General features: G+C 58.8%; 16 protein-coding genes. 12 read left to right on the top strand and 4 right to left on the bottom strand.

The features are described 5' to 3' along the window. Positions 1-53: 53 nt before the first annotated feature. Complete coding sequence (locus I6L47_RS18570; RefSeq protein WP_042060020.1) at positions 54-2,609, bottom strand: TonB-dependent receptor; 2,556 nt, start codon at positions 2,607-2,609, stop codon at positions 54-56. Positions 2,610-3,348: 739 nt separating this feature from the next. Between I6L47_RS18570 and I6L47_RS18565 the strand changes: the two genes are divergently transcribed. The 5 genes from I6L47_RS18565 to I6L47_RS18545 all read left to right on the top strand — a co-directional run bounded on the left by I6L47_RS18565 (position 3,349) and on the right by I6L47_RS18545 (position 9,624). Beyond that, positions 3,349-4,374 (top strand): ABC transporter permease subunit, encoded by a 1,026-nt coding sequence (locus tag I6L47_RS18565; RefSeq protein WP_216948073.1) that lies wholly within the window; start codon positions 3,349-3,351, stop codon positions 4,372-4,374. 106 nt (positions 4,375-4,480) lie between these two features. After that, positions 4,481-5,524 (top strand): ABC transporter permease, encoded by a 1,044-nt coding sequence (locus tag I6L47_RS18560; protein ID WP_013724081.1) that lies wholly within the window; start codon positions 4,481-4,483, stop codon positions 5,522-5,524. A gap of 149 nt (positions 5,525-5,673) precedes the next feature. Further along, entirely contained in the window at positions 5,674-7,491 is a 1,818-nt protein-coding gene (locus tag I6L47_RS18555) for an extracellular solute-binding protein (protein WP_216948072.1), read from the top strand. Positions 7,492-7,522: 31 nt separating this feature from the next. Then, positions 7,523-8,581: an ABC transporter ATP-binding protein gene (locus tag I6L47_RS18550; RefSeq protein ID WP_216948071.1), complete on the top strand. Its 1,059-nt coding sequence runs from the start codon at positions 7,523-7,525 to the stop codon at positions 8,579-8,581. Then, complete coding sequence (locus I6L47_RS18545) at positions 8,578-9,624, top strand: ABC transporter ATP-binding protein (protein WP_139443114.1); 1,047 nt, start codon at positions 8,578-8,580, stop codon at positions 9,622-9,624. The genes I6L47_RS18550 and I6L47_RS18545 overlap by 4 nt, the downstream gene beginning before the upstream one ends. A 101-nt stretch (positions 9,625-9,725) precedes the next feature. Here I6L47_RS18545 and I6L47_RS18540 read toward each other — a convergent pair whose 3' ends face one another. After that, positions 9,726-10,337 carry a YitT family protein gene (locus tag I6L47_RS18540; RefSeq protein ID WP_005349421.1) on the bottom strand — a complete coding sequence of 204 codons (612 nt, stop codon included), beginning with the start codon at positions 10,335-10,337 and terminating at the stop codon, positions 9,726-9,728. Positions 10,338-10,580: 243 nt separating this feature from the next. On the opposite strand from I6L47_RS18540, the gene I6L47_RS18535 reads away from it, so the two are divergent. The 7 genes from I6L47_RS18535 to mtnN all read left to right on the top strand — a co-directional run bounded on the left by I6L47_RS18535 (position 10,581) and on the right by mtnN (position 16,404). Then, positions 10,581-11,960 (top strand): UDP-glucose/GDP-mannose dehydrogenase family protein, encoded by a 1,380-nt coding sequence (locus tag I6L47_RS18535; RefSeq protein WP_216948070.1) that lies wholly within the window; start codon positions 10,581-10,583, stop codon positions 11,958-11,960. Further along, positions 11,957-12,970 (top strand): NAD-dependent epimerase, encoded by a 1,014-nt coding sequence (locus I6L47_RS18530; RefSeq protein ID WP_216948069.1) that lies wholly within the window; start codon positions 11,957-11,959, stop codon positions 12,968-12,970. Before I6L47_RS18535 ends, I6L47_RS18530 begins: the two co-directional genes overlap by 4 nt. Before the next feature lie 110 nt (positions 12,971-13,080). Continuing rightward, positions 13,081-13,674 (top strand): DUF2076 domain-containing protein, encoded by a 594-nt coding sequence (locus tag I6L47_RS18525; protein WP_216948068.1) that lies wholly within the window; start codon positions 13,081-13,083, stop codon positions 13,672-13,674. 204 nt (positions 13,675-13,878) lie between these two features. Continuing rightward, entirely contained in the window at positions 13,879-14,067 is a 189-nt protein-coding gene (locus I6L47_RS18520) for a hypothetical protein (RefSeq protein WP_040068682.1), read from the top strand. Positions 14,068-14,268: 201 nt separating this feature from the next. Next, positions 14,269-14,457: a hypothetical protein gene (locus I6L47_RS18515; protein WP_216948067.1), complete on the top strand. Its 189-nt coding sequence runs from the start codon at positions 14,269-14,271 to the stop codon at positions 14,455-14,457. A gap of 144 nt (positions 14,458-14,601) precedes the next feature. Continuing rightward, the gene (locus I6L47_RS18510) at positions 14,602-15,459 is read left to right on the top strand and encodes a lytic transglycosylase domain-containing protein (RefSeq protein WP_216948066.1); all 858 of its coding nucleotides are present in this window, start codon (positions 14,602-14,604) and stop codon (positions 15,457-15,459) included. Between the two features lie 108 nt (positions 15,460-15,567). Beyond that, positions 15,568-16,404 carry a 5'-methylthioadenosine/S-adenosylhomocysteine nucleosidase gene (gene mtnN / locus I6L47_RS18505; RefSeq protein ID WP_216948065.1) on the top strand — a complete coding sequence of 279 codons (837 nt, stop codon included), beginning with the start codon at positions 15,568-15,570 and terminating at the stop codon, positions 16,402-16,404. A gap of 90 nt (positions 16,405-16,494) precedes the next feature. On the opposite strand, the gene I6L47_RS18500 is transcribed toward mtnN, so the two are convergent. Further along, positions 16,495-17,004: a YgjV family protein gene (locus tag I6L47_RS18500; protein WP_216948064.1), complete on the bottom strand. Its 510-nt coding sequence runs from the start codon at positions 17,002-17,004 to the stop codon at positions 16,495-16,497. Positions 17,005-17,061: 57 nt separating this feature from the next. Further along, positions 17,062-17,637 (bottom strand): Crp/Fnr family transcriptional regulator, encoded by a 576-nt coding sequence (locus tag I6L47_RS18495; protein WP_216948063.1) that lies wholly within the window; start codon positions 17,635-17,637, stop codon positions 17,062-17,064. Positions 17,638-17,815 lie beyond the last annotated feature (178 nt).

Here is a 17,815-nt window from a genome sequence, read left to right as displayed (position 1 = left end):
TGGGCACAGCCGGCCCGACCGGGCCGGCTGAGGTTGTATATCAACGGGGTTGATTAGAACTTCTGGGTGTAGTCGATGTAGTAGACGCGACCGTCGATGCCGTAGAGGTATTCATCGTAAGTGAAACCATCGTTGGACAGGGAAGGCCCACGGTTGAACATGTTCTTCACACCGGTCTGGATCTTGGCATTCCAGCTGGTATCAACCGCCACGTTCAGGTTCCAGATGGTGTTGGAAGCGATATGGCCCTCTTCCTTGTCATCCACATAGTCCTGACTCTGGGAGTCGATATAGTTGGTGCTCAGGTAGGTATCCAGATTCCACAGCTGCGGGAAGTTGGCACCGATTCCGGAGTTGAAGCGGAAGTCGGGTTTGCCATTCCAGCCCTTCTTGTCGACCATTGGGCCACCAGCAAACAGACCTTCCTCATATTTCAGGATGTAGCTGCTGCCAAAGTCGTAACGCAGGGTGAAAGAGTTGAAGTCGTACTTGTAGTCCGCCTTGAAGTCGATACCACTGGTCTTGAGCTGCCCCAGGTTGACCATGCCGGCATAGACCTTCTCGACATCGCCGTTGGCATCACGGATGACGTTCGGGTTGCTGCCGGTATTGAGCTCCTGATAGAACTGGGTCTGGGTGGTAGCCAGCTGGATCACGTCATCAATCTTGATGTAGTAGTAATCGAGCGACAGGTTCAGGTTGTCCAGCGGGTTGTAAGCAGCACCGATGGTAAAGGTGTCAGCCGTCTCTTCCTTCAGGTTCTTGTTGGATTGACGTGTTGTCTCGTACTGCGCTTCGGAACAGTTGGCAATGCCATTGGCCTGGCAGTAGACATAGTCCTTGGCAAAGTCCGCTGACTGGGCATCAGCCGCGTAGAGATCGTTCAGACCCGGCGCGCGGAAAGACTGGGACCAGGAGGTACGGAACATCAGCTGGTCGAGCGGTTGATAACGCAGACTCGCTTTGGGCGAGAAGGCGCTGCCAAAATCGCTGTACTTGTCATAACGACCCGCCAGGTTCAGTTCGATCTGCTCGGTGATGGGGATCAGGCTCTCGATGTAGGTGGCAAACACATCGCGCACACCACCACCGGAGTTACCGGATGAACCCAGTACGTTACCCGCTTCGGACTGGCTGTCATAGGTATCGGAGTAAACCCAATCGTTATACTCGGCCCCAAGATACCAGCTGACCGGGCCAGCGGGCAGTTCGCCCATATCCCAACCTACACCACCGTACCACTGGAAGAAGTCCATCTTGGAATTGCGGCTGGTGGTATAGGAGAGATCCTTAGTCGCCGCATCAGAGAAGCTGCCATTAACAAACTTGCCGGTATTGACCTGAGTTTCCACGGCAGGTGCCAAGACATAACCATTGCCGGTGCTCTGGTTATCTGTTTTGGAATACATGTAACCGGCATTCCATTCCAGATCGCCTACGGCTTCGGTCGGAACCACCCCTTCAAAACCCAGGTTCAGGGTACCGGTCAAGTCAGTCACATCGTTGTCACGGGGACCGACGTTGTTAAAGCGGTAGTAAACGGTCGCAGCCTTGGCGGTGCTGAAGTTGTTGGCAGACAGCACTGCTGCGCTTTCAGGGGTGGAACCATCCACGGTGAAGGCACCGGCAGCTGGCGCAAAACGACCAAAACTGGTGACGCGAGAACCAATCATCTGTGGCACGAAATCCACATTGTCGTTGATATGGTAGCGACCGTTGAGGTAGACGGTGTCACGGGTACGAGAGGCAGTCTTGGCAGCGACTTGAGCAAAGTCGAAGCGGCAAGCCGTGCCCTTGGTGACGAAACCGGTGCCGGTACCTTCACAGTCAACACCATTCAGGGTACGGGTAACCGTCTTGCCGGTAGTGGCATCCACTCCCTTGATATTGCGGCCATAGAGACTCGGAGCAGTTGCCCCCTCTTTCGCCAGATAGTCGCGATCCTTGTAATAGATCTCGTCTTTCACATCGTGCTCGTAGACCATCATCAGGGAGCCTTTCTCACCCGAGATGCCGCTAACGATGGAGCCACTCTGCTCGTCACCACCCTCTTCGGTCGGTGAACCAATACGTCCCTGGAAAGTCAGCCCTTCGAAACCCTCTTTGAGGATCACGTTGATAACGCCGCCGATGGCATCAGAGCCATACAGGGCGGAGCCACCATCCAGGTTCACTTCCACCCGCTCAACCGCCGCCATGGGGATGGTGTTGAGGTTGATGGCAGTGCCGCCCATGGAGGGAGAACCGGCGATACGCTTGCCATTAAGCAGCACCAGCGTGCGATCTTCACCAAGACCACGCAGCCCTACTGTGGCTTGTGATTGGGCAGAACTACCGGAGGATGGGGAGAAACCACCAAAGGAGTTGTAGGAGGCCTGTTTCAGATAATCCGCCACAGTCTGCTGACCAGACTGTTCAATTTGAGCCTTGCTGACAGAGACAACCGGAGTCGCCCCCTCAACATCAACACGGGAGATACGGGAGCCAGTGACTTTGATTTTCTGCAGTTTTTCGACGTTCTGCCCTTCTTCGGCAGATACGGATGGGGCCGCTGCAAGGCTCGCCAAGGCGAACGCAATCGCAGCAGAGATTCTGCTCTTCCTAAGCATCGCTTATATCCTTCCTGGTTGTTTATTGTTTGCTTCCTGATACCGCCCTCTTTGGAGCGATGTGTAAGGCTTATCAATCTTTGACTAGCGACGTCAATGGAGCAGGGGTGTAGCGAGGTCAGGCGTAGAATAAGCGGAGTGTATTAATTTTGACCGGCATAATTAGTGAATAATTCTGCCAAAAACAATTCACACAATGTAAAAACATTGTTAAATGGCGTAAATGGCGCTGAATTAAAATTTGATGAACTTATTAGTTAACGTGCTGTCCGTTTATATCTTATTTTGATTTATCGGCCTTAATGAGAATAAAACACTAACTTCATGAGGGTTGAACCTGACCGCTCCCATGGGGATAACTGTTAAAATCGTCGAGATGATATCGTTTTCCTTCAATTTCACCGTTCAAACAAAAACACTATTAATCAACAACTTAAAAACACCAAAAACTCAAATAAACAGCTGTTTATATTTTTTAAAATAATGTTGAGCAGTAGCGTTTTGTTTTGATTTTCACTTTTCAGATAAAAAACGTCATTTTTCGGTGCTTTTGGTCTCAGCGGGTCATTTGTCCCAGTTTTCCATTTCCTTGTACTTGATTTTTGTTGCAGAGCTTTTACAGTGGCCAAGCGGATTGTCTGCTGTTTGCCAACCAATCCAGCGCGTAATGCCAGGAAGGACAGGCCCGTCACCGGATTTGACTGGCCGCAAAAAAGAACAACAAGGACGAGGTTCCACCATGCTGTCGTATTTCCTACGCCGGATGCTTTTGATCATCCCGACGTTTCTCGGTATCACCCTGCTCGTCTTCACCATCACCCGTTTCGTGCCGGGCGGTCCGGTCGAACGCATGCTGCTGCAAGCCCAGGTTTCCCAGAATGAATCTGGCCGCTCCAGTGGCAGCAAGGGGGCGCAGGCCCTCTCCGATGAACAGATCGAGGAGCTCAAGGCCTTCTATGGCCTCGACAAGCCGATGCTGGTCGCCTACTGGGAGTGGCTGCAGAAGCTGGCGGTACTCGATCTGGGCGAATCGACCCGCTACTACGAGCCGGTGTGGGATCTCATCAAGGAGCGGCTCCCCGTTACCGCCTTCTTCGGGCTGGCAACCTTTCTGCTGAGCTATGCGGTCTCCATTCCGCTGGGTGTGGCGAAGGCGCTCAGGCACAACAGCCGCTTCGACTCGTTGAGCTCCATGCTTATCTACATGGCCTATGCCCTGCCCGCCTACGTGGTGGGGATCTTCCTCATCACTGTCTTCGCCTTCCATCTGGAGTGGCTGCCGATGGGAGGTTTTCCGGGGGACGACTTTGAGTACATGGAGAGCAGCTGGGATCGGATCCGCACTGTCTTTGCCCACGCCCTGCTGCCGCTTATCGCCTACGCCATCGGCGATTTCGCCATCCTCACCATGACTATGAAGAACAGCCTGATGGAGAACCTGTCGGCCGATTATGTGCGTACCGCCGTGGCCAAGGGACTGCCGTTTCGCAAGGCGGTCACCGACCATGCCATGCGCAACAGCCTGATCCCCATCGCCAGTCACCTGGGGTCTGTGCTCACCGTTTTCTTTGGCGGCTCCTTCCTCATCGAGACCATCTTCAACATCGACGGCATCGGCCTGCTCGGTTACGAGGCGATCGTCGAGCGGGATTACCCCACCGTCATGGGCATTCTGGCCATCACCTCCATGCTGATGCTGATTGGCAATATCGTCTCCGATATCTGTGTTGCCCTTGTTGATCCCCGCGTGCGATTTGGAGATTGACCATGAACCAGACCTCTATTGCCATGCCGATGCTGATATCACGCCATATCGTCTCCGATATCTGCGTTGCCCTTGTTGATCCGCGCGTGCGGTTTGGAGACTGACCATGAAGCTCAATCCGGTTACCTTGAAAAAACTCAAGCGCTTCAAGTCGATCAAGCGCGGTTACTACTCCTTCATCATCTTCACCACCCTGGTGCTGCTCTCCCTGCTGGCGGAGCTGCTGGTCAACAGTCGGGCACTGATGGTGAGCTATCAGGGCCAGCTGCACTTCCCCACCTATGGCGATGTGATCCCCGGCCAGCAGTTCGGGCTCGATTACGAGTACGAAACCAACTACCGCCAGCTCAAGGCCAAATTTGCCGCAGAGGGCCAGGGCGACTGGGTGCTGCTGCCGCCGGTGCCCTGGAATCCCTACGAGCAGGATTTCAAGGAGGATGCCTACCCGCCCTACGCCCCCAGCGCGGCTGAGCGCCACTTCCTCGGCACCGACACCAGCGGCCGCGACGTGCTGGCGCGACTGGTTTACGGCTTTCGCATCGCCATCGGCTTTGCCTTTATCGCGCTGGCGGCCAGTTACGCCATCGGGGTCACCATCGGCTGTCTGATGGGCTTTCTCGGCGGCCGCTTTGATCTCATCCTGCAACGCTTTATCGAGATCTGGTCCCAGGTGCCGTTTCTCTACGTCATCATGATCCTGGTGTCACTGGCCAAGCCCAACTTCGGCCTGTTTGTCGCCATCAACGTGCTGTTCGGCTGGATGGGGATCACCTGGTATATGCGCACCCTCACCTACAAGGAGCGGGCGCGGGACTATGTGATGGCAGCGCGGGCGCAAGGGGCGACCACCGGGCGGATCATCTTCAACCACATCCTGCCCAACACCCTGATGATGATCGTCACCCTGGCGCCGTTCGCCGTGGTGGGCAATATCTCCACCCTGACAGCGCTCGACTATCTGGGCTTCGGGCTGGCACCGCCGACCCCGAGCTGGGGGGAGCTGCTCTCCCAGGGCATCAACAATCTGGATGCCATCTGGATAGTCAGCTCGGTGGTGGCCGCGGTGAGTCTGGTGCTGATCATGGTCTCCTTTATTGGTGAGGCGATCCGCGAGGCGTTTGATCCGCGCAAATTTACCCGTTACCAATAAGCCAGCCGATGCCAGCGCATCGGCAGGCGCCGGATAACGAACAGTGATAAATGAAGGACGGGCCGCCGCCATCGGCGGTCCCGGGAGCAAGGGATAATCCCGTTATCAATCAAGACCCCCAGTGCAGGGGCCAGACCTGGAAGTCAAACATGAAAAATAAAATCAAATGGATAGGTGCTCTCTTTGTGCTGGTAAACGGATCCTGGGTCTGGGCGGCCAGCCTGCCCGCGGATCTCAAATGGGAGACCAACGACACGGATCCTGTGTTCGCCTCCCCCAAGGCGCTGTCGGGCGGCAGCCTCAATATGTTTGTGGAGAGCTTTCCGCTGACGTTTCGCACCGTGGGGCCTGACTCCAACGGATCGTTCCGCTCCTTTATTCTCGATAACCAGTTGCGACTCATCAGCTTCCACCCCAATACCGGCAACCCCATTCCCTCGCTGGCGACCCACTGGGCCATAGCGCCAGACAGCCAGACCGTCTACTTCAAGCTGGATCCGCGAGCCAAATGGTCGGATGGCAAGCCGGTCAATGCCGATGACTACACCTTCGGCTACGAGATGATGCGCTCCAAACACATCAAGGGGCCCTGGTTCAACAACTACTACACCACTGAAGTAGTGGCGGTAGAGAAGATCGATGATCACACCATTATGGTCAAAGCGGGCAACCGCAAGGCCAAGATGGACCTGCTCAACACCACCGAGCTGTGGCCCCAGCCCAAGCACTACTACAAGCTGACCCCCAACTGGGTGAAGCAGTACAACTGGGCCGTGGTGCCCACCACAGGTCCCTACGTGATCAGCGACGTCAAGAAGGGCAAGTCGGTTACCTTCAGCAAGCAGAAGGATTGGTGGGCAAAAGACGATCGCTATAACCAGCACAGATTCAACATCGACACCATCAAGGTGCAGGTGATCCGCGACCACAACATCGCCTTCCGCCACTTCCTGAAAGGGGAGATCGATACCTTCGAGATGATCCTGCCCAACTGGTGGCATGAAAAAGCGGTCACCCCGGAGTACAAAAAAGGCTACGTGCAGAAGGTAATGGCCATGACCGATACCAAACAGGGCGGTCAGGGGGTTCACCTCAATGTGGCCAACCCCAAGCTGGCGGATGTGAACGTGCGCCTCGGCATCCAGCACGCCTTCAACATCGACAAGATGATCGAGACCGTGCTGCGCGGCGACTATGACAGAGCCACCACCTTCGACTCGGGCTTTGGCGAGTTCACTGACATCACGCTTCCGGAGCGGGCTTATGACATAAGCAAGGCGCGGGAGTACTTTGCCAAGGGCGGCTACAACAAGCCGGGGCCGGACGGCATCCTGCAAAATGAGAAGGGTGAGCGGCTGACGCTGGCGCTCACCTACACCAGTCAGGAGCACTCCAAGCGACTGACCGTGCTGAAAGAGGAGGCCAAGAAGGCAGGTCTGGATCTGGAGCTCAATCTGGTGGATGGCGCCACCGGTTTCAAGGTGATGCTGGAGAAGAAACACGAGGCGGCCTGGCTCGGTTGGGGCGGCGGCGGTCTCTATCCGCAATATTGGGAGTTTTTCCACTCCGCCAACGCCAACAAACCGCAGACCAACAACCTGTTCAACGTGGCTGACAAGGAGCTGGACGCGCTGATCGATGCCTACAACGTCGAATTCGACATGGCCAAACGGGCAAAGCTCTCCCAGCAGATCCAGCAGCGCATCTATGATCTCGCCATCTTCGTGCCCGGGGTGCAGCTCAACTATGTGCGTGCCAGCAGCTGGCGTTATGTGATGCTGCCGGAGGTGCCTGCCACCAAGAACACGCCGGATCTGCTCTACTGGCCGATGGACGGTTATCCTCACAGTAGCGGTGGTCTGCTCTGGCTCGATCCCAAGGTGAAGGAAGATACCCGCAACGCCAAGGAGGCAGGGGAGGCGCTGGCGCCCATCAACCTGCTCGACAAGACCTATGCACGTCATTGATATTCAGGCCATTGCGAAGGGAGCAGCCGTTATGCCCAACACTCAGGCCCCCATTCTTGACGTACCGGATAACGGGGGGGAGTTCGCCGCTGATAACGGCCAGCACCAGGCCCCAATCCTCGAAGTACGCGATCTTGAGGTGGAGTTCGCCGTCGATGACGGCAAGATCAAGGTGCTCGACGGGGTCAGCTTCAAGGTGGCCCCGGGTCAGACGCTGGGGATCGTCGGCGAGTCCGGCTGTGGCAAGAGTGTCACCTCACTGGCCATCATGGGGCTCTTGCCCAAACCCCACGGTCAGGTGGTGGCCGGTTCTATCCGCTTTCAGGGGGAGGATCTGCTCACGCTGGCGCCGGATCAGATGTACAAGGTGCGCGGCAACCGCATCTCGATGATCTTTCAGGAGCCGATGACGGCCCTCAACCCGGTGCAGACGGTGGGGGAGCAGCTGATGGAGGTGTTTCGCCTCCACCGCCCCGAGTATGACAAGGCCCAGCGCAAAGCCGCGGCCATCGCCATGCTGCAGAAGGTGGGGATCCCTGAGCCTGCCCAGCGCTTTGCGGTCTATCCCCACAACCTCTCCGGCGGTATGCGCCAGCGGGTGATGATCGCCATGGCCCTCTCCTGCGAGCCAGACCTGCTTATCTGCGACGAGCCGACCACGGCGCTGGATGTCACCATTCAGGCCCAGATCCTCGAACTGATGAAAGAGCTGCAAGCCCAGACCGGGATGGCCATCATCTTTATCACCCACGATCTGGGGGTAGTAGCTGAGCTGTGCGACGAAGTGGTGGTGATGTACGCCGGCCGCGCGGTAGAGCAGGCCGATGTGTTCGAGCTGTTTGACCATCCCCGTCACCCCTATACCCACGGCTTGATGAGCTCGATCCCGCGCCTCGAGGATGAGCCCAAGAGCCTGCTCAAGACCATCAAGGGACAGGTGCCAGCCCTGCACGAGATGCCCGCTGGCTGCCGCTTCTCCAACCGTTGCCCCCATGCGACTGATCTCTGCATCAGCGCCATTCCGGCGGTGGAGCAACTCAATTCGCGCCACCATGTCGCCTGTCACTACTGGAAGGAGTTGACCGTATGAGCACTCTGTTATCGGTCAGGGATCTGAAACAGCACTTCCGGCTGGGAGGCGGTTTCCTGCGCAAGCAATATACGGTTCATGCGGTGGATGGCATCAGCTTCGATCTCAAGCAGGGGGAGACGCTGGGGCTGGTGGGTGAGTCGGGCTGCGGCAAGTCCACCCTCGGGCGCAGCCTTCTCAAGCTGTTCGAGCCGACCGCAGGCACCATCACCTTCGAGGGGCGCGACATCACCGCCCTCAGCCCGAAGGAGATGCGATCCCTGCGTCAGGAGATGCAGATGGTGTTTCAGGACCCTGCAGAATCCCTCAACAGCCGCCACACCGTGGGCCAGATCCTGGAGGAGCCCTTTATCATCCACGGTAAAGGCAACACTGAGCAGCGGCGCGGCTGGGTGCAGGAGCTGCTGGCGAAAGTGGGCCTGCCGGGCAGCGCGGTGGATCGCTACCCCCACGAGTTTTCCGGCGGCCAGCGCCAGCGGATCGGCATCGCCCGCGCCATCGCTCTCAAGCCCAAGCTGCTGGTGTGCGACGAGGCGGTCTCGGCCCTCGATGTCTCGGTGCAGTCGCAGATCGTCAACCTGCTGCTCAGCCTGCAGCGGGAGATGAATCTCTCCATCATCTTCATCGCCCACGATCTGTCGGTGGTTAAACATATCTCGGATCGCATCGCGGTGATGTATCTGGGACGGATCGTCGAACTGGCGGATGCCCAGTCGCTCTATCTGGCGCCGCGCCACCCTTACACCCAGGCGCTGATCTCTGCCATTCCGGTACCGGACCCGCGCAGGCGCAGCCAGCGCATTCTGCTGACCGGCGATGTGCCCTCCCCCATCTCGCCGCCAAGCGGCTGCCACTTCCACCAGCGCTGTCCACATGCGACCGAGCTGTGCAAAAGCAAGGCGCCCAAGCTTGAGGCGTGTGATGAGGCCCATCATCAGGTGGCCTGCCACACCCCGCTCGCCGTCAGTGGTCACGCCATCAGCGGCAGCGCCATCAGTGGCAACGCCATGAGCGGTGACAACAGGCTGGAGCAGGCGAGCTAGGCGCAGCGAACAAACCCCAGGGTAGAAACAGACGAGGCGGCCATCAGGCCGCCTCGTGCTATCGGGTCACTCTTGTCTTATCGAGCCACGGCTGCCGCTTGTCAGGCAATCTGGTAGCGGCCCGGCTTGTGGTTAAGTGTCAACACCAGATTACAGATAACCGCCGCCACGATGGAGAGCGCCAGAATCCAGGGCTGCACCACGAAAAACGAGGCGACAACAATGGCGCAATCGAGCCCCATCTGCAGCTTGCCCGCCCGGATGCCAAAGCGATCCTGAATAAAGAGCGCCAGTATGTTGAAGCCCCCCAGACTCGACTTGTGGCGAAACATGATGAGCAGCCCCATGCCAATCAGGGTACCGCCGATCAGCGCCGCATAGAGGGGCTCTATCTTGCCGATCTGCAACACCCCGTTGAGGTGATCGGTCATGTAGGAGACTGCCGCCACCGAGACAAAGGTGTTGAAGGTAAAACGGGGCCCCATCCGCAGCCATGCCAGCGCATAGAAGGGCAGGTTGATGCCGAAAAACAGCAGGCCGAAGCTGATGCCAGTCACCTTTTGCAGCAGCAGCGCCAGCCCGGCGGTGCCGCCAGTGAGCAGGCCAACCTGATGAAACAGAAAGATGCCGAGAGAAACAAAGCCGGCCGCCGTCAGCAGGGCCAGCACATCCTCATAAATGGGATGGGCAGTGCGAATCGAGGTGTTGTCCATAACCTGTATCCAAGCGAAGTAAAGAGAGAGTGTCTGTCGCCTGCCGTTGCGGGCGGGCTGCGAGCCCTGTCCACAGGGCTTCGTTATGGGGTCCAGTCTATTTTTTGTGAAAAGGATCACAACAGTCAGGCTGAACGCCCCATTCTGGTGCCTGTCATCTGGCATTGACACTCGCTGCACCAAGATGCAGCATGCCGCGGTTTAAGCGCGCCATCACTCCATTCACAGCACGAGGCACTTTTCATGAAGGTCACCATTTTTGGCACAGGCTATGTCGGGCTGGTGCAGGCCGCCGTTCTGGCCGAGGTGGGCCATCAGGTCTGCTGCGTGGATGTGGATGACGAGCGGATCGCCGCCCTCAGGCTGGGGCAGATCCCCTTCTATGAGCCGGGGCTGGCCCCGCTGGTCGAGAGCCATCTTGCCAGCGGCCGCCTGAGCTTCACGGTCGATCCCGCCATTGCCGTGGCACACGCCGACCTGCTGCTGATCGCCGTAGGTACACCAGCTGACGAGGATGGCTCGGCCGATCTGCAACATGTGCTGGCGGTGGCCGACACCATAGGCCGACTGATGAGCCGCCCCAAGCTGGTGGTGACCAAGAGCACTGTGCCGGTCGGCACAACGCAGCAAGTAAGAGAACACATTGAGCTGCAGTTGGCTGAACGGGGGCTGACCCTCATCTGCGAGGTGGCGGCCAACCCCGAGTTTCTCAAGGAGGGAGCAGCAGTCAACGACTGCATGCGGCCGGATCGCATCATCATCGGCTGTGACAGCGAGCGGGCACTTGAGCAGTTGCGCGCCCTCTACGCCCCCTTCAACCGCAATCACGACCGGATCGTGGTGATGGATCTGCGCAGCGCCGAGCTCACCAAATACGCCGCCAACGCCATGCTGGCCACCAAGATCTCCTTTATGAACGAGATGGCTGCCCTCGCCGAGCAGCTGGGTGCCGATATCGAGGCGGTGCGCCAGGGGATGGGTGCCGATCCCCGCATCGGTTACCACTTTATCTACCCGGGCTGCGGCTACGGCGGCTCCTGCTTCCCTAAGGATATCAAGTCGTTGCGCCATACCGCGGCGAGTGTCGGCTGCGACGCCCCGCTTTTAGCGGCGGTCGAGCAGGTCAACCAGCGCCAGCAACAGAAGATGGCGCAAACCCTGCTGACCCGCTTCGGCCCGGATCTGCGTGGCCGCACCTTCGCCCTGTGGGGGCTGGCGTTCAAACCCGGCACCGACGATATGCGCGATGCACCGAGCCGCCCGCTGCTGGCCGCCATCTGGGCTGCCGGTGGCCGGGTGCAGGCCTTTGATCCCAAGGCGATGGAGCGTGCCCGCCAGATCTACGGCCAGCGGCCGGATCTGCTGCTCTGCCCGACTCAGGAAGCGGCACTGGAAGGGGCCGATGCCCTGCTCATCTGCACCGAGTGGCAGGCGTTTCGTGCCCCCGATTTCCAGCAGTTGAAGGCCCTGCTCAACCAGTCCGTCATCATCGATGGCCGCAACCTCTATGATCCGCGCCAGCTCAGCGAGCTCGGGTTTGACTATCGCGCCATCGGGCGGCCACATCTTCCCGCCAAAAAGCAGCCTGCCAACACCAGTTGCAACCCGGAGACCCAACCATGATCTATATGGTCACCGGCGTTGCCGGTTTTATCGGCTTTCACGTGGCCAGCCAGCTGTGCGCCGCAGGTCATCGGGTAGTGGGGATCGACAACCTCAACGACTACTACGAGGTGAGTCTGAAAGAGGCGCGGCTGGCCCAACTGGCCAGTTTCCCCCATTTTCACTTCGAGCGGCTGGATCTGGCGGATCGTGAAGCCATGGCGACCCTGTTTGCCAGCCACCGTTTCGAGCGGGTGATCCATCTGGGCGCGCAGGCGGGGGTGCGTTACTCCATCGACAATCCGTTCGCCTATGCCGACAGCAACCTCACCGGTATGCTGACGGTGCTGGAGGGGTGTCGTCACCACGGGATTCAGCATCTGCTCTACGCCTCCTCCAGCTCGGTCTATGGCATGGGGGATCAGATGCCCTACTCCACCGCGCAGCAGGTAGATCACCCGGTCTCCCTCTACGCCGCCACCAAGAAGAGCGGCGAGCTGATGGCCCACGCCTATTCGGCGCTCTATGGCCTGCCCACCACAGGGCTGCGCTTCTTTACCGTCTACGGCCCCTGGGGTCGGCCCGACATGGCCATCATCAAGTTCACTCGCGCCATCCTCGCGGGAGAGCCTATCGACGTCTATAACAACGGCGATCTCAGCCGCGACTTCACCTACATAGACGACATCGTCGAGGGGATCCTCGCCGTGGCCGACCAGCCGCCCCGCCCCAATTCCGATTGGCACGCCAGCGAGCAGAACGCGGCCGAGAGCGCAGCCCCCTACCGCATCCTCAATATCGGCAACGGCCAGCCGGTACGGCTGCTCGATTTTATCGAGGCGCTGGAAGAGGCCATCGGTAAACCCGCCCTCAAGCGGATGCTACCGATGCAAGCGGGTGACATGCACGCCACCTGGGCCGACAGCGAACCGCTGCACATCCTCACCGGCCTGCGCCCCGCTACGCCCCTCAAGCAGGGTGTTGCCAAGTTTGTCCGTTGGTATCTCGACTACTATCGGCCCGCCCGCTGACGAGCACGGGTAACCCCTCGGTCATTGATGAGTTAATCAGATACCACTGATGCCCCGCGAGTTTTAGGATGGCTGAACGCACTGTCTGCGCACCATAGCGAGGATTTGAGATGCAATCACAGGAACAGGGTCTGATCGATGGACTGTTCGACCGCCTCAAGCAAGCGCAAGCCAGGGATAGCAAGCGAGACCCACAAGCGGATCAGCTGATCCGCCAGCATCTGGCCCAGCAGCCCGATGCCCCCTACTACATGACCCAAGCGCTGCTGATCCAGCAGGCAGCCCTTACTCGCCTCAACGAGCGAGTCAAGGAGCTGGAGGCAAACCAAAGCAGTTCGAGCGGCGGTAGTTTTCTCTCCGGCCTGTTTGGTAGCGAAAGCAGCCCGCCCCCGCGCTTTACGCCACCACCGGCAACCGCTCCTGCCCAGCCAGCATCCCGTGCCAGCTCCTTTTTGGGCGGTGCCCTGCAAACCGCCGCCGGTGTGGCCGGTGGCGTGATGCTGGCCGATATGATCGGCGGACTGTTTCACAACAACCGGCCCGAGGAGATCATCGATATCATTGAACCGGCGGCCATTGCCAATCCGGTCGATGCGGAACCGGTGCGCTGGGACGGCTGGGATTCGTCCCCCGATGATGGCGACGACGATAGCCAGAGTGGCAGCTGGGCCGACAGTGACGATAACAACGGCGGTTTCTTCTGACCGTCAAACCATTACTGGCCCCGCATCTGGCGGGGCCCAACTCGATACGAAACCCATGACTATGGAAAGTGTGATGACACCACGGATCGGCAGCGGCATGACGCGATATACTCAGCGCGCTTCGTGCCACCCGGGAACAAATCCCGACCCCAGGCGCTCTGTCCGTGGCCACGCAACCCCCCCATGACGACAAGGAGCCACCTCATGATCCGAACCCTGCTTTTGACCGGTGCCGCCATTGCGGCCTATGCCCTGACCCAGAGCCACTCTCTGCTGCCCCTACTCAGCCTGCTGGCCCTGCTTTCGCTCTGGGTTGTCAGCGAAATTGGACTGATATATCGCCAGTTACCAGCCGCCCAACCAGACGAATCTACCTACCACTTGGATGTCTGAGTTTGTTAAGAAATCCTAATGCCAACGCTTCTTCATCTAACAAGGTCGATATCATGAACTCAACTTCCCCACTTTATTCGAGCCTGATACTACTTGCTTGCCTGCAAAGTGCTTCGCTGTGGGCGCAATCCCCATGCCCAACAGGGGATGACTGCTCAACACTTAGTAACAACCAACCAGTCTCCGTACTGGGAAGCAACGGTGGTAACGGTGGTAACGGTGGTAACGGCGGCAACGGCGGCAACGGCGGTGATGGAGCTGATGGAGCTGATGGAGCTGATGGAGCTGATGGAGCTGATGGAGCTGATGGAGCTGATGGAGCTGATGGAGCTGATGGAGCTGATGGAGCTCAGCCTGACCAATAATACGTCCCTTGCAATCTATTTTTAGATTGAGGGCACAATTGGCTAGCCTATAAGTTCCATACCGTTTTGCTCTCTGAAATCCCCCCGCTATAACAACATGATCCACTGGGTTCGTGGCGATAGCAGCCATGTTCCTCTATATCTTCTGTACTCAAACAGGAGATAACCCATGAGGTACATCAGCGAAAACGGACTGTTTTTGCTGCTTTTTTTGTCGTTGTTACTGGCAGGTACGCCGCGGGCGATGGCACAAGGTAGGGATTTCAAACAGGCCCCCAAGGCGCTGACGGCGATCAAGCAGGGTCAAGTTGCCCAGCAACACGGTCATCTGCAAAAAGCCATCGCCCTCTATTGCGTGGCCGCCAGTACCGGCAACCCGGAAGGATATTTCCGGATCGGTCGCCTGCTCGCCACCGGCCCCGCCTCGGTTCGCAGCGCCAAGCTGGCTAACAGTTATCTCGCCATGGCTATGCGTCTAGGTAACCAACAGGCCGCCCGTTACTACAACGACCGCATCGGTAATGCCCCTATGGGGGAGCGGTGTGGCATCGGGATCCATGGCGGTCAGGGTGGCTATCTGGCCGGGCTCCCTTCCACCCCCTTCAATGTCGACTCCTGGGTTGCCCGTCAGCCCCCCGCCAAGCAAAAGCTGGTCACCATGCTGCGTCACGCCGCCAGACACCATAAGGTGGATGCCCGGCTGGTGCTGGCGATTGCCATCGCCGAATCCAATCTCAACAGCCGCGCCGTTTCACCCAAGAATGCGCAGGGGCTGATGCAGCTGATCCCCGAAACCCAGCAACGGTTCGGGGTAACCCGACCATTCGATCCGGCCCAGAACATCAAGGGTGGCGTCAGTTATCTCAAATGGCTGGATCGCCGCTTCGATGGCGACTGGGTACTGATCTCGGCAGCCTACAATGCCGGGGAAAAAGCGGTGGAACGCTATGGCGGGATCCCACCCTATGACGAGACGCAGGAGTATGTGAAACGGGTGCTCTACTTCGCTGGCCACAAACAGCCCTGAACCTATTCGACTAGCTGCACGCTATTGACAAAAAACGTACCACTATTTGCGCAATCGTTTTCCTTTCGGTAGGATCCGGCGCTTTCTTGCCAGACCAACAGGTATCCCATGAATTTCATCAAACGTTGCTCACGCCTGCTCACGCTGTTTGCACTCTTTTCCTCCTCCATCATGGCGGCCACTCCGGCGCCAGCCCCCATCCTGATCCAGGGGGCAATGGACGTCGAAGTCGAGACGCTGGTGGCCGCCCTCAAGGACAAGCAGGAGCTGACCGTAGGCGCCTGGACCTACTGGCAGGGTACCCTCTCGGGTTATCCGGTAGTTGTCTCTCGCACCGAAGTGGGGCTGGCCAATGCCGCTGCTGCCACCACTCTCGCCATGGAGCGCTTTCATCCGCGCCTCATCATCAATCAGGGCACGGCAGGCGGCCATGATACGGCGCTGCACCGGGGCGATATCGTTATCGGTACCAAAAGCTTCAACATGGGAGCCTATCGTAGTGATCTGACGTCGGCCGAGCAGGGTGTCGACCCAAGCAAATGGCACAACTTCGATGTCACCATGCGCCTGCGTGACAACGGCAAGCTGGTAGAGCACTCCTCCTTTGCCGGCGATCCCGAGCTGGTGGGCCGCGCCCTTGGCATGGCCGACCGTTATCGCCACGGCCGCGTAGTTGCCGGCATCATAGGCACTGCCGATGAGTGGAACCGACAGGTGGCCCGCATCAACTGGCTGCATCAGACCTACAACACGGCAGCAGAAGAGATGGAGACCTCCTCCGCAGCGCTGGTAGCCGAGGCCTACAAGGTGCCATTTGTCGGCATCCGGGTGCTCTCCAATACCGATCTGCATGGCGAGGAGTTCGACCCGCAGACCGCCATCCACTGCCAGCAGTTCGTCATTGATTACGCAAAAGCGCTCATCAACAGCTTCAACAAAGCCTGATGAACCAGAGAGACCGCCACTATGGCGGCCTCTCTGCTCTGTAATCCCTATCAGACGGGACTTGCCCCACGCTCTCTTCCGCAGTCGATATCAACTCCCCGGATATGCCCTGCGCCCATAGTGGCGGTAGTAACCCACCAGATTGCTGACCAGAAACAGCCCCTCCATCAGCGCGGCGACCGGAGAGCCCACCAGCAGGTTATTGCCAAGCCAGCAGAGGGTGCCGAGCAGCATCCAGCGCCGCAACAGGCGATCATCCGGGCAAAACGCAGCCCGGGTTTGCAGCAAGCTCGCCAGCAGCCCGATCCATGAGAGCAGGCCCTGATAGGTCGCCAGCGCCGCCGCACAGGCCAACCCCATGAAAAACCACATCAAGATGCGGCGAACCAGCCAGATGCTGACCAGAAAGCGCATGCTGGCCAGCAGCAACAGGCTGGCGGCCGACCACTGCCCGAGCAGGGCAAAGTGACCGGCATTGAGGGCGCAGGAGAGGGCCAGACAGGCCAGGATCCTGCGGCGATCCCGCAACTGAAACGACAACAGATCGAGCAACAAGGCCAGGCTCACCACCAGCTGCGACCACAGAAACAGCGACATCATCCACCCCTCATCCGTCATTTGGATGGCGCAGCATGAGGGGATGGTCGGAGAGCGGCATTAACCCGTGTTAATGCGCCTGCGGATCCGTGACAGGGTGACCGGGCTGATGCCGATGTAGTTGGCGAGCTGCACCTGAGTGAGCCGCGCAGGCCAGTGAGGGAAGGTGTGGCAGAGCTCCCGATAACGCTCCTCGGGAGAGTGGAGCAGCAAAAATGCCTCCTTGCGCTCCTTGTAACCGAGCTGCTGGCGTAGCAGGGCCATGCAGACCGGCTGCCAGACGGGCTCTTCCAGCAGGGCGAGCGGCACCCGAACTACCTGCAACTCCGTCAGCGCCTCCAGCTGGTAGCGGGCGGGCGACCCAGTGAGCCAGCTGTCATAGAGCAGGCAGAGCTCCCCTTCGAAGTAGAACTCCTTGCAGCGCTCCTGTCCGTCCCGGGTGTAGTGGCAGGCGCGAGCGATGCCCGCTTCGATATAGAAGGCAGCTTCCTGCTCCGCCCCTTGCGCCAACAGTGCCTGACCGGCGCGCAGCGTCTGCCGTGGCAAGCGCAGGCTGATGGCTTCGCTCAGCGCGGCGTCCAATCCCATTGTGCAGAGAAAGGCGGCCAGTGAGGGGGCTTGAGGAGATGGGTTCATGAGGGCTCCGGGACAAAACGACAGCCCACATCATGCCCAAATTGCACGGCTGATGCAGCAAGGCGTGACCGCTGCGGCAAAGGGGGGACATAGCCGGGTGCCACCTTTGCCCCCCCTCGTCCGTTGGTTTACAATCGACGGGTTTTTTGGAACCCGGTTGACCTGTGTCGACCTGGCC

It is taken from the genome of Aeromonas sp. FDAARGOS 1417, assembly GCF_019046985.1.
GTDB classification, from domain to species: Bacteria; Pseudomonadota; Gammaproteobacteria; order Enterobacterales; family Aeromonadaceae; genus Aeromonas; species Aeromonas veronii.
This window is presented reverse-complemented; position numbering and strand designations above follow the sequence as displayed.